Origin of the sequence: Granulibacter bethesdensis, from assembly GCF_001889545.1 — a bacterium.
Classification (GTDB): Bacteria; Pseudomonadota; Alphaproteobacteria; order Acetobacterales; family Acetobacteraceae; genus Granulibacter; species Granulibacter bethesdensis_B.
Genome location: NZ_CP018194.1, coordinates 1260469 through 1281800, shown reverse-complemented (window position 1 = coordinate 1281800; position 21332 = coordinate 1260469). Strand labels below are relative to the sequence as shown.

Below are 21332 nucleotides of genomic sequence, written 5' to 3'. Positions count from 1 at the left end.
TCAGGCGTTATCCAGCTGTATTGGTTCCTATTCCACTATACGCCGAATAATGTGACACAGCTCATCCAGGGCACATGGCTTTGGAAAAATCGCAGCCTCTGGATAGCGTTGACGAAGGATGTCCTCATCCGCATGAGCAGAATGAAAAAGTAGCGGCACACCCGCTTGATGCAACCAGTCGGCCGCAGGAAATATATCCTTATCTGCGAGCCGGACATCCAGAAGCGCAGCAGTCAGTTTTGTGCCTTTCAAATCATCCAGCGCACTGAGCGTTTCATCCAGTGTCGCCAGAGGTCCGATGATAGTGCAACCTGCTTCTTCAAGGATTATCTGAAGATCGAGAGCAATAAACAACTCGTCTTCTGCCAGAAGAACGAGCTTAGCCATTGCTTAATACGCCATTAGGAAGTTGAAGGGTAATGAACAGATTACTCTCATTCATGGACCTCTCTATCTGCCCACGCAACTGACGCACACTGGTCTCCACCAACAGGGATCCAAACCCTCTTTTTTCAGGTTCGATAACCGGTTTTACCTGCTGTTCATTCCATATAAGTTGCAGACCATCTTCAGACCGTTTCCATGTAACGACTAGGGATGCGCCATCCTTTCCGTCCAAAGCGCCGTATTTCACAGCATTCGTAGCCCATTCATGTAATATAAGGGCAAAGGAAGAGAGAGCAGATCGATCAATCTGCGTGGAAGGGCCGTGGATATCTATTTTTGTGTCATGACGATAAGGCGCAAGCGTCACCTCCACCAATTCCTGAAGGTCAATCGCTTTTGGCTCCCCTCCTGATGCAGCCAGTGAATGGGCGTTGCCCAGGGATGCGATACGATCACGTATATCACGCGCAAAGGTCTGAACGTTGTCGTGACCGCGCGAAACAGCCGTTACAATTCCAGCTATAACGGCAAACAGGTTTTTGACACGATGATTCATCTCGCGCAGCATGAGGTGGCGCGTTTCAGCAAGCGTGTACTCAGGTGTTACATCAATAGAAACACCCACCAGACGCGTGGGAGAACTGCCGGTGACAATGCGGCCAAATCCCTTGATCCAGCGTTCAGTATCATCTTTGGTCCTGATACGGAAACTTGCTTCATAATCACAGTTGCCGGCAGAAGCTCTTCGCAACGCTGTTTCAACGCCTCTGATATCATCTGGATGGATACGCTCCAGCAAGGAACTGATTTGTCTGCCCTCTTCCTCATCGATATCGAACAGCTTCTGCTCAACCTCATCGATCACGGTTTCACCCGTTTCCGGGCAATATTCCCATATACCGATCCCTGCTGCCTTGATGGCGATATCCAGGCGCTCGCGCTCTGCAGCCAGCTGCCGTTCCATCACAAGGGCGTCGGTGATGTCAGTCAGCACCAGAGTAGCACCATCCACAGTGCCTTTATGGGTGTTATATGGCAGAACACGCATGGAATAAATGCGCTTTCCATCCTGCGTCGTCACCCGGCGCTGCACAGATTCAGCGCCACAGGCCACAGCCCGCGCATCTTCGAAATATTCGATTGTCGCAAGCCTGCTGGTTACATCCGTCAAAGGGCGGCCACGGTCGGAAGGCTTCAAAGGAAAAATCCTGGTGGCTGCCTCGGTATAGCTGCGCACTTTAAGGTCTGCATCCAGCACAACCACGGCAAGGTCAGTAGATTCAAAGAAGTTACGAAGATCAGAATTTGCGACAGTCAGCTGATGAACCTTGCTTTTTAACTCATCATTAACGGTTGCAAGTTCCTCGTTGGTTGACTGAAGCTCCTCATTCATTGACATCATTTCTTCGTTGGAGCTTTTAAGCTCCTCATTTGCGGTCTCCAGCTCCTCCACTACAGAGCGCAGACGATACCGGGTCAGGCGGAGTTCATCTTCAAGTGCTTCACGATGATCGTCGGCCACCTGAATTTCATAAACTTCGGAATCTTCGAGGGGTTTGAACGGTCCACTATCACGGATAACGAACAGCAGACATCCATCGCTTAAAGGATCGCAGGTTACTTCGACAGGCTGCGTACCAAAATCAGTTTCTACAGCAACGTCACGAACGACAACGTTCCGCTTTTGGTCACGTCCCTGACGCAAAAGCGCACCCATGACATCCCGCAACCCGGGACGGGCCAGATTGAGTGCACTGCTCCCGCCTGTTCTGGTCACCGGAAATTCGAAATACCGGCTCAGCTTACCATAAGCTGCCAGAATGCCTCCATCGGGATCCACCACAAGGCTTGGTGGCGCATAGCGTTCCACCAGGCGTCTTATCGCTGCACTTTCGTTTCCGAGTGCGCTGGTATTTCCCTTACCTCCTCTTTCCCTCATGGAAGAACGCTGACGCAGGTTGACAGGCAGATCAATCGGATAATTCGGTGCCCCGGGGGGACGAGTAAAAATATGCGCATGCTGGTCAATGGTCGGGAACAGATGTTCAAAGCGTCCGACACTTTCTGATGGGCCAAGAAAAAGATATCCACCTGCGCGGATGGCATAATGCAGGAGTGGAATGACAGTCTGCTGCAATCGGTCAGCAAAATAAATCAGCAAATTGCGACAGGAAACCAGATCAATTCTTGAAAAAGGTGGATCTTTTATGAGGCTGTGATTGGAAAAACGGATCATGTCCCTGATCGGGGAGATAATTGAAAACCGCTCGGCATGGGGAACTGTATAACGTTCTCTCAGGTCCACCGGAATATCTATCAAGGCCGAAGCCGGATATGAGCCTTCCCTAGCGATGGACAACATTTGTTCATCTATGTCCGTGGCAAAAATCTGCACGGCCAGTGGCTGACCAGTGGTTCGGGCTGCCTCTGCGCACAGGATCGCAATCGTGTAGGCTTCTTCTCCGCTCGAGCAGCCGGGAATCCATATCCGTATATCCTCATCAGCTGCACGTTCACGCAGCAATGGTTCGATCACTTTGCTGCGCAGTGCCAGAAATGCTTCCGGATCACGAAAGAAACGGGTCACATTAATCAGAAGATCACGGAACAATGCCTCGCGTTCTACGGAATCATCCCTGATCCGATTGACATAAGCACGGCCACTGTTGATCCCCAGAACGTGCATACGCCGCTCAACACGGCGAATCAGAGTTGAACGCTTGTAACCTGCAAAATCATGCCCCGTATTGGCACGCAGCACACGACATAATTCATCGACGTGATCAGCCACGATCGCAGTCTCAACATCCAACTGATCAGTCATACGTCGCTTGAAGAAAGATTTTATACAGTTCAGGATTTCGCAGGCGGGGCATATGAAATCGACAAGGCCCGTTCCGACTGCTGAAAGGGGCATACCATCATAGCGGGCGGTCTCAGGCTGCTGCACAACGCAGATTCCGCCATTTTCCTTGATTGCCCGCAACCCGGTGGTACCATCTCCTCCCGTGCCGGACAGGATGACACAGACAGCATTTGCCTGCTGATCACTGGCAAGAGACAGGAAAAAATCATCGATTGGACGACGCAATCCACGCGGCTGCTGAAATTGGATCAGTTCCAGAACACCGCTACGGATGACAAGCCCATGACCTGGAGGAATGATATAGACAATATCCGTCTCTATTTTCTCTCCGCCTTCACACTGGATCACCTTCAGGGCAGTGTTGCGATCCAGAAGCTGAGCCAACATGCTTTCGTGGTTGGGGTCCAGATGCTGGATGACAACATAGGACATCCCAGTAGGAAGCGTGGCAGTGGAAAGCATGTCACGCAGGGCTTCCAGCCCCCCTGCTGATGCGCCTATTCCGACCACTGGAAAAGAGGCAGCCTGATTTTTGTTCTCTTTTCTGTCGGCCGCCAGAGAATTGTCATGCATCTGGTACGTTTTCCAGCTCCGCTAGCGTCATCCTGGCCTGAGCAACGAGCGCCGAGGTATTGGCGATCGTCAGCACTGTCCCTTGAACCACGATGCCTCCATCTTTTGCAATGGAGCGTAAACCACCAAGTGTGGCTGCCAGTTCCCTGTCATAGTTGATAAGAAGATCAGGGTAAGAACGACTGACATCAAACTGGGATGCAAAAATGTATTTAGTTATTCCGTCCGCCCCTTGAAGGCGGGATAGATAGAGCAGATTAACGAACGGAACCTTGTCCTTGCGGAAGTTAATGACTGGCGTTCTTACGCTGGTCTGACCCTGGTTCTGCAGAAACTGTCTTATTTTTGTTCTTGCAGCTTCATTGTCAGCATCACCCTGCAAAAAGCGGCAATTCTTGCCAATTACTTCGGTCGAAGAATACCCCGTTAATGCTCTGAACGGCCCGTTGACCCACAGAAGGTCATGATTCCCGTCAGGGGCCGCCAAAGCCAGCGCCACACGGGAGTGCTGAAAATAATCTATCAGATAGGCAGGGAGTGACTGTTTCACGTAAAATCCTTCTGCCACTGGTTTAATAAGCTACCGTCTTTCTGCACAAGATGAGAAAGATATTCATGACTTATATTAATTAAGATTCAAAATATTTATCATAGGATAATTTAGGTTTATTTTCCTTATAACAACCAGGTTTAGTTTCCTGCATAAGAATAAAATTTCTCATGCAACTTTTCAGATTATGAACTGTTTTGGCCGGTTCTGGCCCATTCACCATCAGGGCGGCATTCATCCATGAAGCAGATAAGCTGTGACTTCTGGACTGTGAGGGGCAGCTTCAAACTGGCTGGTTTATACGATGTAGGCACCCATATGTCGGTGATCCGCAGAAAGAGCGGACGCTTCCTCCTGATCGACAGCTACACTATCACCGGTGAGGATCATGCAGCTCTGTCCGGGATGACAGATAATGGGCAAGCTATTGATGCCATCATCAATGTTCATCCTTTCCACACACTCCATTGTGCTTCCATCCATCGGCTTTTTCCCCATGCCCGCCTGTATGGGACAAGGCGGCACCGGGAAATCTGGCCAGATCTTAACTGGGAAACCGGGTTGATTGAAGACAGGGAAGTACAGAACCTTTTTGCCGATGATCTCGAATTCTCAGTGCCGGAAGGAATCGATTTTATTTCATCCAACCCAAGGGTCCATACGGCTTCTGTGCTGGTACGGCATGGCGCCAGCGGCATCGTGCATGTTGATGATACTCTGAATGTTCTGAAAATCCCTTCTATCGTCAGGCCGTTTCTGCCATCCCCCCACCTGACTTTTCATCCTTTGCTGGGGAAAGCCCTGCAGAAAAACGCCGATGCCGCTGACCACTATACACGCTGGGCCTCCGGTCTCGCACGGCAGTGGCGGGATACACCTGTTGTCTGTGCTGCGCATAGCGACATCCACCATTTTCAGGAGACTGATTTTCAGGAGGAAGTCTTACAGGCCCTTGAACGGGTCAGAAAAACGCTGGAGCGTCATCGCCAGCGATATGCGGCCCATTGACCTGATCATTCCGGCCTGAACCCAGCCCGTCATCACGGCGATTCCGACATTTGATATAAATCGGTCACCCTGCTATAAAGATGTACATACTTTGCACTAAAAATATTCACTTTTGCAGGGTGTTCTAAGGCATGCGTCGTTTTCTCATTCGTCATCAACCCTCCCAGCCTGCCCGCACCGCGATTCTGGCGGGCCTTGGAGGATTGCTTGGAGTCGGCTCAATAGGAGCAGCCGCAGCCTATTCCGAACTACCGATGCTGATCGCACCCTTCGGAGCCAGCAGCGTTTTACTGTTTTCGGTACCCCACAGTCCGTTATCCCAGCCTGTCAACGTCATCGGTGGTCATCTTGTGTCCACAGTGGCTGGTCTGGCGCTTCTGACTATTCTACCGAATACATGGTGGGCCGCGGCCCTTGGGGTCGGTCTGGCCATCGCCCTGATGACCGTTCTGCGTATTACCCACCCGCCAGCCGGGGCCAATCCGCTTGTTATCTTCGCTCTCAATCCGGATATGAGCTTTGCATTTGTACCCGTTCTGACCGGCTCGTGCGCCCTTGTGGCCATTGCAGCCTGCTTTCACAAGCTCAGCGGTACCCCTTATCCCGTGCTGCACAGCGGGCCCCCTGATCTGACAACTAAAAGCAAGGCTGCGGTGCAGTAGCTGGTTGCATTTGTCCCCTGATCTGGCACACAGTCAGGCGACGATAGATCAGGGAATTGACATGGATAGCGATGATAAAAACGTGACGGCCGCGCTGCTGACCGTTGCTGCGACGATCGGGCAGGCCAGTGAAGAACTGGTGATAGAGCGTTATCTGCGCTTTGCCCAACGTGTCACAGGACACGATCCAGATACCGGCCCGATGAAAGCATTCTGGGAACGCGCAGAGCGCACACACGACAAATAGAACGAGCGATCATTTTTACATATTAAAAATAAATTCAACCTTATTTAGTTGCAGTTCCGGTATCTGTTGTCCATTTTGCAAAGAACAAAACAGCAAAAAAGGTGCCGCCATGACTCCACAGACAAACGATCTGATCGCTGCCTTGCTGGCAACAGCCGCAGCCGTCAGCGGCACCAGTGAAGATGTGGTGATGGAACGCTATTATCGCTTTCTGCTGCGTCTGGAAGGTAAAGACCCCAACCAGCGCGACGCCGGAAAGGCACAGGGGCTGGATTGAGCAGTCATTCGCCGTTTGATCCGGAACTGTCACATGAAGCATACTTGATTGATGACCTGTTACAGGTCCACAATAATATGTGCTGCTCTGTGACAGTACCGGATTTCACTGCGTGCCAGCCATCATGTCGCCTTCAGACTCTGTAATGCTTTTTCCGGCTGCCCCCCCGGTCTCCGCTTCCTTCGGGCTGACAGTAACGGGCGATATTATCGCCTTGCGTCTTGTCGACGTCGCCTATGAAATGGATCTGAAAGAGGCAGAACGACTCTGGCTTCAACGACAGTCAGATGAAAGGGCACGCCCTGCCCGCGCCAGTCTCAGCACGACATCTCCCAAAGCGGTATCTTTCGGCAATCCTCCGCTGACCATTGATCTTGGCACACGACATCTGATTCTCGGTCTGTCAACGCATGAAGTTGCAGTCGCCGTCCGGTTGTATGACTTTGGCGCTGTCGCCATTGAAATACGGCGACCTGTCACGGATATGCTCTGGCAGGATTTCGTGACGCTCCATGACGGCATATTTACGGTTCTAGATAATGAGGAAACAGCGACGGTCTGGCGCGATATCCTGTCTACCCTGCGCCAAACCCTTCTGCCGTGCTGGAAAAAACCTACTGATGGCTCTTTACAGGAAGATTACCAGATCGCTTTTGTCCGCCATTTCAATGAACCGATCAGTATTGAAGCGCTGGATACAAAAATTGACATCGCCGCCCTGCTTTCCGGCGAAACCCGACCTCTATCGCAACAGGCGCGGCGTGATCTGCTGCGCCAGCGTTTTTCCTATTATGAAGATGATCTGGTTATCCTGACCTGGGACCGCGCCTTCATTATCGATGCCCGGGGCGACAGCGATATTCTGGATGTGCTGGAAGTCGCCAATGCCCAGCTTCTGGAGATGCGGTTCTATGACGAACTGCTCGATGCCGAACTTCCCCGTATGTACAATATGGTGGAAGCGGCCCGGAAGCGGTTCGATATCTACGCGCCCCGCCGTTTTGCAACACTGGCCCGGCGCTTCCATACGCTGGTGGCAGAGGTGACGGAGCTGACCGAGCGGGTCGATAATGCGCTTCAGGTGACGGAAGATGTCTATCTGGCTCGTATTTATGGGGCGGCCCTTGATCTTTTCCGCGTCAAGGCTGTCAGTGCTGCCGTGGATCGCAAGCTGGACATCGTGCGGGATACATATTCGGCCCTGTATGAAGAAGCCGCCGGCAGCCGTGGACAAATGCTGGAAGTTGCCGTCATCCTGCTGATCATGATCGAAGTTTTTCTGGCGTTATTACGTGTCGAACACTGATCCGGCTGTCGCGATTCTCTCCCTTTTAAACGTCATGCGTCGCCTCCGCGATCCTGATGGCGGCTGTCCATGGGATATCCAGCAGAGCTTCGCTACCATCGCACCTTACACGATTGAGGAAGCCTATGAGGTGGCAGATGCCATCAGCCGTGGTGACCGCGCTGCACTTCAGGATGAGCTGGGGGATCTGCTGCTTCAGGTTGTCTACCATGCCCAGATCGCATCCGAGGAAGGCAGTTTTGACTTCGCTTCTGTCACTCAGGGCATCACTGACAAGATGATCCGCCGCCACCCTCATGTGTTCGCACCGGAGGATTGCGACCCTGCCACATCCGCCCACGGAACGGCAGCATGGGAAGCCCGAAAGCAGGCGGAACGCGTGGCCAAAGCGGAAACAGGTGTCCTGGCGGGTGTATCGACCACCTTGCCCGCCCTCAGCCGAGCCGCAAAGCTCACGGCAAGGGCGGCACGGGTCGGCTTTGACTGGCCTGATGCCAATGCCGTGCTGGAAAAACTGGCCGAGGAAACGGCGGAATTGCGTGCCGAATTACCCTCGGCCGATCCTGAACGGCTGGCGGATGAGCTGGGTGACATGATGTTCGTCATGGCCAATCTCGCCCGCAAGCTGCGCCTGGACCCTGAAAGCGTCCTGCGGGCTGCCAATACAAAATTCGAGCGTCGCTTCAACGCAGTGGAAGCATCTCTTGCCGAAAAAGGGTTGGCTCCCGCCGATGCCGGGCTGGATGCCATGGAGGCAGAGTGGCAGGCAGTCAAAAGCCGGGAACGCGAAACGTCTCAGCCCTGACCCAGCAATGCCTGCGCCAGAAGATGCCAGCTTTCGGCATCAGGAGTACAAAGCAACCCGCCCCCATGCCGTAGCGGGCTGTAAGGCCGACCATCGAACTGCGCGGAATATCCACCGGCTTCCTGATGCAGCAAGACACCAGGGGCATGATCCCACGGCATCAGGCGGTTGAACAATAAAAAATGGCAGTAGCCACCTGCCAGCATCCGGTATTCATGCGCTGCACAACGAAAATCGAAGCTTTGCGCAACCTGCGCCATGCCCTCACAGACGGAACTGCGCAGTGGTTCAGCCAGAAAGCGCCATGATGCTGCACCGGTCATGGCGGCAACCGGCACCGAAGCCGCAACCCGAAGATCCTGACGCATGCCATCCGGAAAGCTGATCCAGGCCCCCTCTCCACGAAGAGCAAAGGCGGTATCACAGCCAACAGGGTCATGAATGATCGTGGCGATGATCTCACCCCGGCTCAGCACCGCCGCCATGCATCCGAACAGCGTCAGACCCGCCGCAAAATTTGAAGTGCCGTCTACAGGATCCACCACGAAAGCCAGATCAGCATCCCCCAGCGCATCCAGCAGGGATGGCGTTTTGGTGGCGGCTTCTTCCCCGACCACAAGGGCGGATGGAAACTGTTGCAGAAGTGCCTGCGTAATCCATTGCTCCGCTGCCTCATCCGCATCAGTCACGAGATCGAGTGGGCCGGTTTTCATCCGCACTGACTCTTCTGACAGCCGACGGAACCGGGGCATAATCTCCCGAACTGAAGCCTCGGCCAGAATACCGGCGACAGTTTCGATCTGCGCGACGGTCAGGCGGGTCATTGGCTTGAAGCATCCTGCTTGTCGGCTACGGGATGCGCTTTATGAAGACGTTCAAAACGGGCCTGATCAGCCGGGCGCAAACGGACGGTAATTGCGATCACGCCATTCTCCGCACCATCCTGACGGTCCAGAACTTCTCCATGCTCATGCAGCCATGCCATGGCCGCGCCATCCGCGGCCGGGACAGAGTAATGCACAATCGTAAGGCTGGCGGCGATTCTGGCATCAATCGCGGCCTGCAACTCATCCAGCCCGGCACCGGTTATGGCAGAGACAGCTACACTACCCGGTGCCACGCTGACATGCTCGACGCCGCCGAGCAGATCAGCCTTGTTCAACACCTCGATCATCCGGCCACGCCAGTCGGCATCCAGATCATGATCACGCACCATTCCATCAAGAACCAGCTGGACATCATGACGCTGTGCAGCCGTATCCGGGTGTGAAACGTCCCTGACATGCAGGATGACATCAGCCTCCGCCACTTCTTCCAATGTGGCACGGAAGGCGGCAATCAGTTCGGTGGGCAGCTCGCTGATGAAACCGACCGTATCCGACAGGATCACCCGACGTCCCGAACGCAGGCGCAATCCGCGCATGGTAGGATCAAGCGTGGCAAAAAGCTGATCTTTTGCCAGCACAGTGGAACCGGTCATGGCGTTGAACAACGTAGATTTACCGGCATTGGTGTAGCCAACCAGTGCCACCACAGGAAATGGCACGCGCTGACGGGCCGTGCGATGCAGGCCACGGGTCCGGCGCACCTGTTCCAGTTCGCGTTTCAGCTTCACGATCCGGTCGGTAATCAGACGACGGTCGGCCTCGATCTGGGTTTCACCGGGCCCGCCGAGGAAGCCAAATCCACCGCGCTGCCGCTCCAGATGGGTCCATGAGCGCACCAGACGGGAGCGTTGATACTCCAGATGTGCCAGTTCGACCTGCAACGTGCCTTCGCGTGTAGCGGCACGCTCACCGAAAATATCCAGAATAAGACCGGTCCGATCGATGACCTTGGTGTTCCACGCCCGTTCCAGATTGCGCTGCTGCACCGGGGTCAGCGCTGCATCCACGATAACAACTGTAATATTCTGACCTGCCAGCGCCTGCCCGGTCAGTTGTACCTGTCCCTCGCCCAGCAGAGTCGAAGGCCGACGGGTACGCAACGGCAGAACACCGCTATGCACCACTACAAGGCCGATAGAGGCTGCAAGCCCCACCGCCTCGGCCAACCGCGCCTCGGCGGCCCGACCGGCATCAAGCCGTTCTACCTTATCCCCGCGCTCGGGCTTTTCCCATGGCAGGATGACCGCTGCCCTTGCCGGACCGGAAGAGACGGAACTGGGGGAACGGTCAGTCGAAGAAAAATCCTGAATCGCCATATCCTCTGGCGCGACATTCTATTCGTCGGAATAGGCAGCCGTATCACGGCCCACACCACCTTCCGGCTTGGTCGCGTCGAACAACTGAATGGGTGCACCAGGCATCACGGTGCTGATTGCGTGTTTATAGACAAGCTGGGTGTGCCCGTCACGGCGTAAGAGAACAGAGAAATTGTCAAACCAGGTAATAATACCCTGAAGCTTGACCCCATTGACCAGAAACACCGTGACCGGTGTCTTGCTCTTGCGAACGTGGTTGAGAAAGACATCCTGGACGTTCTGGGACTTCTCACTGGCCATGGCTATGTTTTCCCTTCTTTTTTTGTTGTTTTAAGGCGCCCGTGGAACGATCCGGCTTCGCACCGGCCGGGAAAGATTATGCGGGGCATCCGGAGTGCTGGCAAGCTGGGTCAGGGCCTGCCGTGTAACACATTGAGCATGGCAGCCAATGCATGCCCATCCTGAATATGATGATCAAACGCAGCCCGGGCAATTCCCCCGTCATGGGCGGCATCGCCCAGCAGAATGGCGGTGCATCCGGCAGCACGTGCTGCCTGCATATCCAACGCAGTATCCCCGATATACCAGACCTTGCTGCGTTCCCCGTCATAGCGCATGCGCTCCAGCGCCAGCAGAATGGGGGCCGCAGCAGGCTTGTCCGCCGCTGCATCTCCGGCACCGATCACGGCACCGAAAAAAGGCTCCCATCCGATATAGGCTACTTCCCGCCGTAGAAAATCGCCCGCCTTGTTTGATACCACCGCCTGCGGCCAGAGGGAGGCTGCACGCAGCATGGCCTCGGCCCCCGGCATGGGCTTCAGATGATCGAGGTGACTGGCCGACAGTGTACCATAGAAAATATCCCGCGCCTCCTCCCATCGCACTCCGAACATAGTGGGGAAGGTATCACGGGCTGAACCACGCACTTGCGCTTTCGTCTCCATCACTGTCCAGACGGGACGTCCGAAGTGACGGAACACAGCGTTCAGGGCAGCGGTGATCGCAGCCCAGCCGTCGATCAGAGTGTTGTCCCAGTCCCACAGGATGGCATCCGGTCGATCGTCGGTCATGGTACCTGTTTGTCAAAATGAAGCGACAGATGATGCAGCAGATGGCGTGCAACAGGGCCTGGCGTTCCATCGCCGACCGCCAAACCATCCAGCCGCAGCACCGGTTTCACGAAGCTCGTCGCGCTGGTTAGAAAAATCTCCCGCGCGGTTTTCAGCGCATCAAGCGCAATAGGCTCTTCCCGCACGGAAAACCCGCCGAGAGCCGGGAGAATCTCTGTTGTCAGAACCTCCCGCGTGCAGCCGGGAAGCACGGAATAGTCCAGATTTCGTGTCCTCAGCACGCCATCCACACCAACTGCCCATACGGTGGTGGCGGCTCCCTCGGTCACGTTTCCTTCCCTGTCATAGAGAATCGCTTCTCCAGCGTCTTGTTCCCTCGCCTTCTGCCGCGCCAGAACATTCGGAAGGAGATTGGTGGTCTTGATATCACACCGCGCCCAGCGATCATCCGGCAGAGTGATGGCGGAAATACCCCAGCCTTCAGCATTGACCGGACAGGGTACCACTGATCGGGCCGTCACGATCACCGTGGGCCGTGTCACGTTGTCAGGAAACGCATGCGCCCTTGGTGCATGTCCCCGGGTAACCTGGATATAGAGCAATCCGAAACGCAGCCGGTTACGCCTGACAACTTCAGTCAGCACTGCGATCAGGGCTGTTTCATAAAAAGCAAACGGCAGGCGCAACGCCTGAAGGGAACGGCGCAGACGCGCCAGGTGCGGCGCCACATCCATCAGCCGCCCATGGGCGACGTAGATAACCTCATATACCGAATCGCCGAATTGCAGGCCGCGATCCTCAACAGCGACCGCCGCCTGCCGAAGCGGCTGATAGCAACCATTCACATAGACAATACGGGCCATAAACCGCTCAGCACCGGTCAAACGATCATTGCGATGACAGCAAAAAAAAGAAACGGACACGGCACGCCAAACAACGTTACAATCCAGATGGGGCCACCCAGAGAAGCCGTTATGATCGAGATCGCAGCACAGACGGCAACAATGGCCAGAATAATGGCCTGTGGCAGATGGATACGATCCATGAAAAAGCGCATGTCGCTGATAAAATGCCGCATGCTGTAGGCTCCCTGCCATGCTGGAAGGTTTTGGTCGGGATATTGGTGCGAGAGGGGGGATTCGAACCCCCATGCCTTGCGGCGGTCGATTTTGAGTCGACTGCGTCTACCGTTCCGCCACTCTCGCCCCTGCCGCGATCTGCCTGTCCGGACCATCGATCCGAAACCACAGACTTGATCACCTGAACCATACGGGCAGGCGGACAATACCGGTATTGCTTCCTTTTCGCCAGCCCGTCCCCGTCAAAACCGGAATGTCATATTTTTTCCGGAAAGGGCTTTGCAAGCCGGATCGACCCGGCTATATGACCGCCACGCTGTTCCCGGATAGCTCAGTTGGTAGAGCAAGCGGCTGTTAACCGCTGGGTCGTAGGTTCGAGTCCTACTCCGGGAGCCAGTATTTTAATCCCCCTGAAAATTGGTCTGCACGCTGATAAATCCTTACGATGGACGAGGATTTATTATTTCCCGTGATTCTTGATCTTGGCGGATACAGGGATTCTGGTGCACCTATGATGGATGCATTCCCTTGTGCTGACCAATGCCCGGATCGTGCTCCCTGATCACGTCGTGGAGACCTCCATCACCATTGCAGATGGTCTCATTTCTTCCATCGGCTCCGATTCCTCCTTCGGAAAAGAAGGAGAAGATATGGGAGGCGATCTGCTGATTCCCGGCCTGATCGACCTGCATACCGATAATCTGGAACGGCAGGTTCTGCCGCGGCAAAATGCCCGTTTTCCATCCCTGTCGGCGTTTCTGGCTCATGATGCGCAATGTATCGCCGCCGGTATCACCACCGTGTTCGATAGTCTTTGCCTTGGAAATCTGGGCTTCGAGGAAGACAGGATGCGCACCTGTCAGGATGGTGTGAAGGATCTCGATACCCTTGCCGCCGGTAACATGCTCAAGGCGGAGCATTTTCTTCATCTGCGCTGTGAGATGCCTGCTCCCGATACGCTGGATATGCTGAGGCCACTGGCTGATCATCCCAGGCTGAAGCTGGCCAGCCTGATGGATCATGTTCCCGGTCATGGCCAATATTCTGACCTGACCCGCTACCGGGCACTCCTGCATAGCGATGGATATTCCGTCGAGGAAACTGAAAACCAGATCGAACGGGCACAGGCCAGACGCAGCACATTGCGGAGGCCGAATCGTGATGCGATTCTCGATCTGCTGCGGCCACGGGGGGTAGCCCTCGCCAGCCATGACGACCGCACCGAAGAGGAAATTGCTGAAAACGCGGCCGATGGTGTCAAAATCAGCGAGTTCCCGGTCAGTCTGGTGGCGGCACAGGCCGCCCGTGCCGCCGGGATGACGATTATCGGCGGCGCCCCCAATGTCGTGCGGGGCGGATCGCATTCCGGTAACGTCTCCGTCGCCACACTGCTTCAGAACGGGCTGATCGACGCACTGGCCTCCGATTACGTGCCTTTTGCGATGCTGGAAGCAGCCTTTATGGCGGCATCCATTGCATCCCTTGATCTTCCCGCCGCCATCCGGCTTGTCACCGAAGCCCCTGCCATCATGACAGGACTGCACGATCGTGGAAGAATCGCCCCGGGGCTTCGGGCCGATCTGGTGAGGGTCCACGTACATCTGGGGATACCGGTGGTGCGGGCCGTATGGCGTCAGGGCAAACGCGTCGCGTGATAACCACCCTCCCTGCTGCCAGCGTAGCGCGATACGCGATTTACTACGCTCCAGATCCCGCCGATCCGCTATGGCAGGCAGGATGCGGCTGGCTGGGTCGTGATCCGCTCACAGATGAGACTCTGCTTCAGCCTGCCCTGCCCGGCTGGTCATCCGCGGAATGGGCCGCCCTGACGGCCTCCCCGCGTCGTTATGGTTTCCATGCGACCTTGAAGCCTCCTGTCAGGCTGAATGCCGGATATGATGAAAAGGAGTTTCTGGCAGCGGTAGAAGCACTTGCAGGCATGATTCCTGTTTTCCCGATGCCAGCGCTAAGCGTTACCACATTGCAGGGTTTTCTGGCCCTGACCGAACAGAGTGCATCATCCGCATTACGGGCGCTGTGCGATCGCTGTGTCATCGCGCTCGATCCATTCCGGGCGCCACCAACAGATGAAGAACTTGCCAGACGCAGGCAATTGCCGCTCTCACCAGCCAGAGAAGCCATGCTCCGGCAATGGGGCTATCCTGATGTGCTGGATGAGTGGCGTTTTCACATGACACTCAGTGAAAAACTGCCTGCGTCTGCCATTCCGGCGATCCAGTCTGCGGCAGAGAAGCATTTCTCCGCCGCATTGGCCGACATACGTCTGGTCGATGCGCTTTGTGTTTATCGGCAGGAGGCTCCGGACCGGAATTTTTCGGTGCTGGCAAGGTTTCCGCTGGCGAAAGCCACTCAGTAGCCCATCGCCAACCCATCCTTGCGTGGGTCTGATCCACCCAGCAGAACACCGCGCTGTCTGTCGATCCAGATGCCCTGTCCGCCACCATGCGGAAACTCGATTTCCTCCAGATCGTGACCCAGTGCGGTCAGAGCTGCGCGTGCCTCGACCGGAATACCGCGTTCGATTTCCAGCTTGCCCCGGAACGGAAACAAACGGGGGCAATCCAGCGCCTGCTGCACATCCATCCCGAATTCCAGCATATTGGTCAGAAACAGGGTCTGCCCCATCGGCTGGAAATGGCCGCCCATCACGCCATAGGGCATGACAGCCTGACCATCTTTCATCAGCATCCCCGGAATGATCGTGTGCATGGGTCGTTTGCGCGGACCGACACAGTTCGGATGTCCTCGCTCCAGCCGGAATCCAAGCCCACGATTTTGTAGCAATACACCACTCTGCCCGGCCAGAATGCCGGAGCCAAAATCGTTGAACAAAGAGTTTATCAGGCTGCACGCATTGCCGTAGCGGTCAACCACGGACAGATACACCGTGTCCCGATGACGCGGCAGCAGTGTTTCACCTGCGGCCGGCAGGGTTGTCGTTGCCTTCCGGTCATCAATCAGGTCACGGAGCGCAGCAAGATAAGAATCGCTCAACAGCCGCTCCACCGGCACGGCAACCTGCGCGGGATCAGCCAGAAACGCATCCCGGTCGCGATAGACCATCCGCGCTGCCTCGGCATGCCGGTGTAACCGTAACGCGCTCAATGGGCCTTCTGGCGGATGCTCAAACCCCTCCAGAATTCCCAGCATCATCAGCACCAGCAGGCCCGATCCGTTCGGCGGACATTGCCAGACCTCATAGTTTTTCCACGCCCGATGGATCGGGGTTACGAATTCCGGTGCGGTCAGCCCAGCCGCGAAATCCTCCTCGGTATGCAGGCCGCCTTTGGCCCGCAAGGTGGTCACCATATCGGCAGCAACCGCACCTTCATAAAATCCGCGCGCGCCCTGCTTTGCGATCACCCGCAGCGTTTCTGCCAGAGCGGGCTGACGGAACAGATCGCCCATGGACGGTGCATGGCCGTCCGGCAGGAAGGCACTGGCCCCTGTATGACGCAGCTTGTCCTCGTTCCGGCTCCAGTCGAGCGCTACACGGGCATGAACCCGCATGCCCTGCTCAGCCAACGCGATAGCGGGCTGCAACAGCGTATCCAGCCCTTTCGTGCCAAATCTTGTGAGCAGAGCCTCCCACGCTGCCACGGCACCAGGAATGGTCACGGCATGTGCGGAGGTTGGCTCCAGCGCGGTGATGCCCTGTTTTTCCAGCACCTCCAGCGTCAGGGCGGCCGGGGAGCGACCGGAGCCGTTCAGCGCATGCACCCCACCACTGGCAGGTGCATACAGGCAGAAGCAGTCTCCACCGATTCCAGTGGCCTGCGGCTCTATCACGCTTAAAACGGCGACCGCTGCAATCGCGGCATCCATTGCGTTCCCGCCGCTTTTCAGCACGTCCAGCGCCGCAAGAGTCGCAGCGGGCATGGAGGTTGCGGCCATTCCTTCGCCGCCAATGGCCGGACTGCGGCCTGGAAAATGAAAATCGCGCATGCCGGAATTGTGCCGCCCTGTATAATGGATGGCAATGCTCCCGGCAGGCAGGTTCGTTCAGGGCTTGTCTGCATCTGTGGGCACCGCCAAAATCGCTCAGCCCGGACAGAACCGTGGCATTTGAAACACGGATCATCTGATGGCCGAACGCTACTACACAGTTACATGGGACCAGCTTCACCGGGATGCCAAGGCACTGGCCTGGCGGCTGATCGAGCAGCCATGGCAGGGGATCGTCGCCGTCACACGCGGCGGCCTGATCCCGGCTGCCATCATTGCCCGGGAACTGGAATGCCGCCTGGTCGAAAGTGTGTCGGTGATGACCTATGAAGACGAGGCGCGCGGTCTGCCGGTGGTGACCAAGATGCCTGACGCAGCCGGTGATGGGACCGGTTTTCTGGTGATCGATGATCTGGTGGACACCGGCACCACATTGCGGGCAGTCCGGACATTGTTGCCAAAGGCACATTTCGCCTGTCTTTATGCCAAGCCTGACGGTAAAGACGACATTGATACATTCGTGACTGAAGTGTCCCAGGATACATGGATCCTGTTTCCGTGGGACACGGAGCCTCAATTCGTCGCCCCGATCAAAAAGCAGACAGTGTAATGGTCCTTTTAAAATCTTCCCTTGCAGCCATCAGCCTTCTGACACTGGTTTCCAGCATGGCCAGGGCGGCGGATAGCATTCAGGATCCGGTGGCATACTGCAAATCCATCGGCACCAATGATACAGTACGTCCGATCCCACCTTCGCTCCATAACAAGGGGGATGTCCTGTTCAATCTGAAACCGCAAGCCTCTTCCATGCTGCAATGGCGCTGCATGGATCATGCCGTATGGATATGCAGCCCGGGGGCCAATCTGCCCTGCGGAAAGGCGGATGTCAGCCTCGGCACACCCGGTCCTATTACGGAATGGTGCCAGGGACATCCGGATACGGATTTCGTCCCTATGTATGTCATTGGCCACAATTCTCCCTTCACCTGGTCCTGCAAAGGAAAAGAGCCGCTGCGTTCTCCGCATGAGGCCAAGCTGGACAGCAGAGGATTTTTCAAATCCTACTGGAAACAACTTCCGGCGCAGTGACAAAATCTGATCGACCCACGCCTGTTCCTGACACATGAAACTGGTTCGATCATGGCTGCGGACAGCGCGTCATACAGCTGAACTCTTACAAAAGGCAGTTCCTTCTCCACTCATCCAGCAAGCAGCCTGGCTGGAAAAGAAGCCAGTCAGGATCGATCATTTCGGTCCTGACCCGGGCCGACTCAACATGCTGGTCTATCCCCCGTCCTCTCGACAGGATAAGACGCCCTGCCCGCTTCTGATTCTGCTGCATGGATGCGGGCAGAATGCCGAGGCATTTGCCGCCGCATCCGGCTGGATCGCGCTGGCAGAACGGCTCAATGCGCCCCTTATTTTACCTGTCCAGTCCAGAGCCAATCATCCGGCCGGATGCTTCCACTGGTTCCGGCCTGAAGATATTGGCAGCAACGGCAGGGAAGCCATCTCGATCCTCTCCATGATACATCACGCCTGCACAACGTATCCGGTTGATCCACGCCGGATATATATCGCAGGATTATCTGCAGGCGCGGCCATGGCTGCTTCCATGCTGGCAACATATCCGGATGTGTTTGCACGCGGGATGCTGTTTGCCGGACTGCCCACCAATGTCGTGAACACACCTGCTGGCGCTCTGGCGCTGATGAAAAAAGGGCTGCCTAGTTGCACTCATGAGTATCTTGAAGTCTGCGCACGGGCACTTGCGCCATCCTCAGTGACGCGCTGGCCACGTGTCAGCATCTGGCACGGACTTGCTGACAGGGCAGTCTCACCGTTGAATGCCGGATTGCTGGCAAGGCAGTTTCTCAGTCTGCATCGTCTTTCGCACGATATGCAGGCAGAGATGTTACCTCAGCAGGCTGCAAGGCCAGAGGGAATCAGTTGGCAACGAGACGGTGAAACGCTGGTATCACTGCATCTTGTTCCCGGTCTTGGACATGCATTACCGGTTGACCAGCCATTGTTGGCAGCAAGCGATCCATATGTGCAGAGCGTGACCGGGGTTCATGCTGCCGACCATGCTGCCGCTTTCTGGAACGTTTAAAGGGGCCGGATTCTCAATTCCAGCGTGTCAGGCGATTGACAGTAATGGCATGGTTCAACGGACCGTGGCCGCCACCAAAACCGGGTGCCCTGATCATGGCCGCCCGGACATAGCTGATCGCGCGGGTCACGGCATCTTCCAGCGTCATATCCTGTGCCAGCCCGGTTGCGATCGCGCTGGCCAGCGTGCAGCCGGTTCCATGCGTATGCCTCGTATCAATTCTGGGGGCCTCATAGCGTTTGGCGCCATCCCGGGTCATCAGCAGATCAATGATTCTCGGGCCCTGCAAATGACCACCTTTTATCAGTACCGCACGGGCCCCTTTTTCAAGCAAAATCTGACCGGCCTGTTTCATGCTGGCTTCATCAGTCACGGATAATCCCGTCAGGACTGATGCTTCCGGCAGATTAGGGGTCAGCACAGAAGCCGCAGGTACCAGCCTGTCGCGTACCAGCGCAACTGCCTCAGAATCAAGCAGTGATGCTCCCCCCTTTGCGATCATCACAGGGTCGACCACCAAAGGCAGCCCGCCAGTAATTACTCTGGCAGCGTTCCTGATCTCATCCAGTACCGCCTGCACAGTCTCCGCATTTGTCAGCATTCCGGTTTTAATAACATCGACACCCGGATCAGCCAGAGCAAAACGGATCTGCAAAGCCACAAAATCAGGAGGCACCGGAAGCGCGGCATGGACATTCTGAGTGTCCTGCGCTGTCAATGCCGTTAACGCCGTCAAAGCGTAACCATTCAACGCGGTAATGGTCTTGATGTCAGCCTGAATACCGGCCCCTCCGCCAGAATCCGAGCCTGCAATTGAGAGAACCCGTCCCCTCATCAAATTTGCACCTGTGTTTCAGACTCTGCTGACTCAGCAATAACATCACACAATTCGTCGACGATACGGATAACGGTGGTTTCATCTTCCGCTTCCGCCATCACCCTGATCAGCGGCTCCGTTCCACTGCGTCGGATCAGCAGCCGCCCGTGCCCGTTCAAGCCGCTTTCAGCATCAGCAATCGCCTGCTTCACTCTGGGATGAAGAAGCGGATTATCCCGATGATAGCGCACGTTTTTCAGTTTCTGTGGCAAAGGAGTAAACACTCGGCACGTCTCAGAGGCCGGTCTTCCCTCCTCAACCAGAACGGACAGAATCTGTAACGCAGCAATCAGCCCGTCGCCGGTAGTCGCGTAATCGGACAGGATGACATGACCAGACTGCTCACCACCAATATTGCGACCCGTTGCCCTCATCTGCTCGGCCACGTAGCGGTCACCGACACGGGTCCGGTCCAGGATCAGCCCGTTTGCCTTCAGAAAGCGCTCAAGACCCAGATTGGACATGACGGTCGTCACAACGCCGCCACCGCGCAGACGACCGCTGGCAGACCAGCTTCTGGCAATCAATGCGATGATCTGATCACCATCCACCAGATGCCCGCGTTCGTCGGAGACCAGCAGACGATCCGCATCGCCATCAAGCGCAATACCCAGATCAGCGCCGTGCTTCACCACCTGAGCACAGAGATAATCCGGCGCCGTTGAACCGCAGCCGGAATTGATATTGAACCCGTCCGGACTGACACCGAGCGGGATCACTGTTGCGCCCAGCTCCCACAGCACCGTCGGCGCAACGCGATAGGCCGCGCCATTGGCACAGTCGAGCACGATTTTCAGACCATCCAGACGCTGTGACTTCGGAAAAGTCGACTTGGCGCTTTCGATGTACCGCCCTGCCGCATCCTCAAGACGGGCAGCCCGGCCCAGGGCGGCAGGGGCAGCAAGCTGGCCGGACAGATCAGCATGCAGCAGCCGCTCGATTTCCATCTCGGTTGCGTCGGACAGTTTTTCACCATCCGGCCCGAACAACTTGATACCGTTATCCTCATAAGGATTATGCGATGCTGAGATCATAACGCCGAGATCAGCCCGAAGGGAGCGGGTGAGCATCGCAATAGCCGGTGTCGGCAATGGTCCAACCAGCGTCACATCCATGCCCGCACCGATGAAGCCGGCCGTCAGCGCTGGTTCGATCATATATCCTGACAGTCTGGTATCCTTGCCAATGATCACCCGGTGCCGGTGATCACCACGCGTAAACAGCAGCCCTGCCGCCTGTCCAACCCGCAGGGCGATTTCCGCCGTCATGGGGGCGGTATTCGCCGTCCCGCGAATGCCATCGGTCCCGAAAAGACGTTTCTGTGTCATGTCGGATCAAAACCG

23 protein-coding genes and 2 tRNA genes are annotated in these 21332 nt (G+C 55.9%); 12 read left to right on the top strand and 13 right to left on the bottom strand.

What is annotated here, in order from left to right; all coding sequences use genetic code 11:
• Nucleotides 1-27: 27 nt before the first annotated feature.
• The 3 genes from GbCGDNIH8_RS05900 to GbCGDNIH8_RS05890 are packed head-to-tail and all read right to left on the bottom strand — an operon-like array spanning nt 28 to nt 4376.
• Entirely contained in the window at nt 28-387 is a 360-nt protein-coding gene (locus tag GbCGDNIH8_RS05900; RefSeq protein WP_072572453.1) for a response regulator, read from the bottom strand.
• The gene (locus GbCGDNIH8_RS05895) at nt 380-3826 is read right to left on the bottom strand and encodes a chemotaxis protein CheB (RefSeq protein WP_072572452.1); all 3447 of its coding nucleotides are present in this window, start codon (nt 3824-3826) and stop codon (nt 380-382) included. Before GbCGDNIH8_RS05895 ends, GbCGDNIH8_RS05900 begins: the two co-directional genes overlap by 8 nt.
• Nucleotides 3819-4376, bottom strand: coding sequence for a PAS domain-containing protein (locus GbCGDNIH8_RS05890; protein WP_072572451.1), 558 nt, complete (start codon nt 4374-4376; stop codon nt 3819-3821). The genes GbCGDNIH8_RS05895 and GbCGDNIH8_RS05890 overlap by 8 nt, the downstream gene beginning before the upstream one ends.
• Before the next feature lie 240 nt (nt 4377-4616).
• On the opposite strand from GbCGDNIH8_RS05890, the gene GbCGDNIH8_RS05885 reads away from it, so the two are divergent.
• The 6 genes from GbCGDNIH8_RS05885 (at nt 4617) to mazG (ending at nt 8681) form a co-directional block, all read left to right on the top strand.
• Nucleotides 4617-5384 carry a hypothetical protein gene (locus GbCGDNIH8_RS05885; protein ID WP_072572450.1) on the top strand — a complete coding sequence of 256 codons (768 nt, stop codon included), beginning with the start codon at nt 4617-4619 and terminating at the stop codon, nt 5382-5384.
• Nucleotides 5385-5515: 131 nt separating this feature from the next.
• The gene (locus GbCGDNIH8_RS05880; protein ID WP_072572449.1) at nt 5516-6046 is read left to right on the top strand and encodes an HPP family protein; all 531 of its coding nucleotides are present in this window, start codon (nt 5516-5518) and stop codon (nt 6044-6046) included.
• A 61-nt stretch (nt 6047-6107) separates the two neighbouring features.
• Nucleotides 6108-6293: a hypothetical protein gene (locus GbCGDNIH8_RS05875; RefSeq protein ID WP_025286587.1), complete on the top strand. Its 186-nt coding sequence runs from the start codon at nt 6108-6110 to the stop codon at nt 6291-6293.
• A 109-nt stretch (nt 6294-6402) separates the two neighbouring features.
• Nucleotides 6403-6570: a hypothetical protein gene (locus GbCGDNIH8_RS12830; RefSeq protein WP_157692559.1), complete on the top strand. Its 168-nt coding sequence runs from the start codon at nt 6403-6405 to the stop codon at nt 6568-6570.
• Nucleotides 6571-6682: 112 nt separating this feature from the next.
• Nucleotides 6683-7876: an RMD1 family protein gene (locus GbCGDNIH8_RS05870; RefSeq protein ID WP_253736128.1), complete on the top strand. Its 1194-nt coding sequence runs from the start codon at nt 6683-6685 to the stop codon at nt 7874-7876.
• On the top strand, nt 7863-8681 hold the full coding sequence (mazG, locus tag GbCGDNIH8_RS05865; protein ID WP_072572447.1) for a nucleoside triphosphate pyrophosphohydrolase: 819 nt from the start codon (nt 7863-7865) through the stop codon (nt 8679-8681). The genes GbCGDNIH8_RS05870 and mazG overlap by 14 nt, the downstream gene beginning before the upstream one ends.
• On the opposite strand, the gene GbCGDNIH8_RS05860 is transcribed toward mazG, so the two are convergent.
• The 7 genes from GbCGDNIH8_RS05860 to GbCGDNIH8_RS05830 all read right to left on the bottom strand — a co-directional run bounded on the left by GbCGDNIH8_RS05860 (nt 8672) and on the right by GbCGDNIH8_RS05830 (nt 13159).
• The gene (locus GbCGDNIH8_RS05860; protein ID WP_072572446.1) at nt 8672-9505 is read right to left on the bottom strand and encodes an inositol monophosphatase family protein; all 834 of its coding nucleotides are present in this window, start codon (nt 9503-9505) and stop codon (nt 8672-8674) included. The genes mazG and GbCGDNIH8_RS05860 overlap by 10 nt on opposite strands.
• A complete protein-coding gene (gene hflX / locus GbCGDNIH8_RS05855; protein ID WP_072572445.1) occupies nt 9502-10884 on the bottom strand; it encodes a GTPase HflX in 1383 nt (460 codons plus the stop codon). The genes GbCGDNIH8_RS05860 and hflX overlap by 4 nt, the downstream gene beginning before the upstream one ends.
• Nucleotides 10885-10902: 18 nt before the next feature.
• On the bottom strand, nt 10903-11184 hold the full coding sequence (hfq, locus tag GbCGDNIH8_RS05850) for an RNA chaperone Hfq (RefSeq protein ID WP_072572444.1): 282 nt from the start codon (nt 11182-11184) through the stop codon (nt 10903-10905).
• A 110-nt stretch (nt 11185-11294) separates the two neighbouring features.
• The gene (locus GbCGDNIH8_RS05845) at nt 11295-11954 is read right to left on the bottom strand and encodes an HAD family hydrolase (protein ID WP_072572443.1); all 660 of its coding nucleotides are present in this window, start codon (nt 11952-11954) and stop codon (nt 11295-11297) included.
• Complete coding sequence (locus GbCGDNIH8_RS05840) at nt 11951-12817, bottom strand: aminotransferase class IV (protein ID WP_072572442.1); 867 nt, start codon at nt 12815-12817, stop codon at nt 11951-11953. Before GbCGDNIH8_RS05840 ends, GbCGDNIH8_RS05845 begins: the two co-directional genes overlap by 4 nt.
• A gap of 17 nt (nt 12818-12834) precedes the next feature.
• Nucleotides 12835-13032 (bottom strand): hypothetical protein, encoded by a 198-nt coding sequence (locus GbCGDNIH8_RS05835; RefSeq protein ID WP_072572441.1) that lies wholly within the window; start codon nt 13030-13032, stop codon nt 12835-12837.
• A gap of 43 nt (nt 13033-13075) precedes the next feature.
• Nucleotides 13076-13159, bottom strand: a tRNA-Leu gene (locus tag GbCGDNIH8_RS05830).
• A 194-nt stretch (nt 13160-13353) separates the two neighbouring features.
• On the opposite strand from GbCGDNIH8_RS05830, the gene GbCGDNIH8_RS05825 reads away from it, so the two are divergent.
• The 3 genes from GbCGDNIH8_RS05825 to GbCGDNIH8_RS05815 all read left to right on the top strand — a co-directional run bounded on the left by GbCGDNIH8_RS05825 (nt 13354) and on the right by GbCGDNIH8_RS05815 (nt 15410).
• Nucleotides 13354-13429 (top strand) — tRNA-Asn (locus tag GbCGDNIH8_RS05825).
• Between the two features lie 122 nt (nt 13430-13551).
• A complete protein-coding gene (locus tag GbCGDNIH8_RS05820; RefSeq protein ID WP_072572440.1) occupies nt 13552-14688 on the top strand; it encodes an alpha-D-ribose 1-methylphosphonate 5-triphosphate diphosphatase in 1137 nt (378 codons plus the stop codon).
• The gene (locus GbCGDNIH8_RS05815; protein ID WP_157692558.1) at nt 14685-15410 is read left to right on the top strand and encodes a DUF1045 domain-containing protein; all 726 of its coding nucleotides are present in this window, start codon (nt 14685-14687) and stop codon (nt 15408-15410) included. Before GbCGDNIH8_RS05820 ends, GbCGDNIH8_RS05815 begins: the two co-directional genes overlap by 4 nt.
• On the opposite strand, the gene GbCGDNIH8_RS05810 is transcribed toward GbCGDNIH8_RS05815, so the two are convergent.
• Nucleotides 15404-16999, bottom strand: a complete 1596-nt coding sequence (locus GbCGDNIH8_RS05810; protein WP_072572438.1) for a gamma-glutamyltransferase family protein — start codon at nt 16997-16999, stop codon at nt 15404-15406. The two genes, GbCGDNIH8_RS05815 and GbCGDNIH8_RS05810, sit on opposite strands and share 7 nt — an antisense overlap.
• Nucleotides 17000-17138: 139 nt before the next feature.
• Here GbCGDNIH8_RS05810 and gpt point away from each other — a divergent pair, with 139 nt between their 5' ends.
• Genes gpt through GbCGDNIH8_RS05795 form a run of 3 tightly spaced genes read left to right on the top strand, consistent with a single transcriptional unit; the run spans nt 17139 to nt 19112 of the window.
• Nucleotides 17139-17609 carry a xanthine phosphoribosyltransferase gene (gpt, locus tag GbCGDNIH8_RS05805; protein ID WP_025286575.1) on the top strand — a complete coding sequence of 157 codons (471 nt, stop codon included), beginning with the start codon at nt 17139-17141 and terminating at the stop codon, nt 17607-17609.
• Nucleotides 17609-18088 carry a hypothetical protein gene (locus GbCGDNIH8_RS05800; protein ID WP_072572437.1) on the top strand — a complete coding sequence of 160 codons (480 nt, stop codon included), beginning with the start codon at nt 17609-17611 and terminating at the stop codon, nt 18086-18088. The genes gpt and GbCGDNIH8_RS05800 overlap by 1 nt, the downstream gene beginning before the upstream one ends.
• 34 nt (nt 18089-18122) lie before the next feature.
• The gene (locus tag GbCGDNIH8_RS05795) at nt 18123-19112 is read left to right on the top strand and encodes an extracellular catalytic domain type 1 short-chain-length polyhydroxyalkanoate depolymerase (RefSeq protein ID WP_081368869.1); all 990 of its coding nucleotides are present in this window, start codon (nt 18123-18125) and stop codon (nt 19110-19112) included.
• 13 nt (nt 19113-19125) lie between these two features.
• On the opposite strand, the gene thiD is transcribed toward GbCGDNIH8_RS05795, so the two are convergent.
• Nucleotides 19126-19947: a bifunctional hydroxymethylpyrimidine kinase/phosphomethylpyrimidine kinase gene (thiD, locus tag GbCGDNIH8_RS05790; RefSeq protein ID WP_072572436.1), complete on the bottom strand. Its 822-nt coding sequence runs from the start codon at nt 19945-19947 to the stop codon at nt 19126-19128.
• A complete protein-coding gene (gene glmM, locus GbCGDNIH8_RS05785) occupies nt 19947-21317 on the bottom strand; it encodes a phosphoglucosamine mutase (protein WP_072572435.1) in 1371 nt (456 codons plus the stop codon). The genes thiD and glmM overlap by 1 nt, the downstream gene beginning before the upstream one ends.
• Nucleotides 21318-21332: the final 15 nt, after the last annotated feature.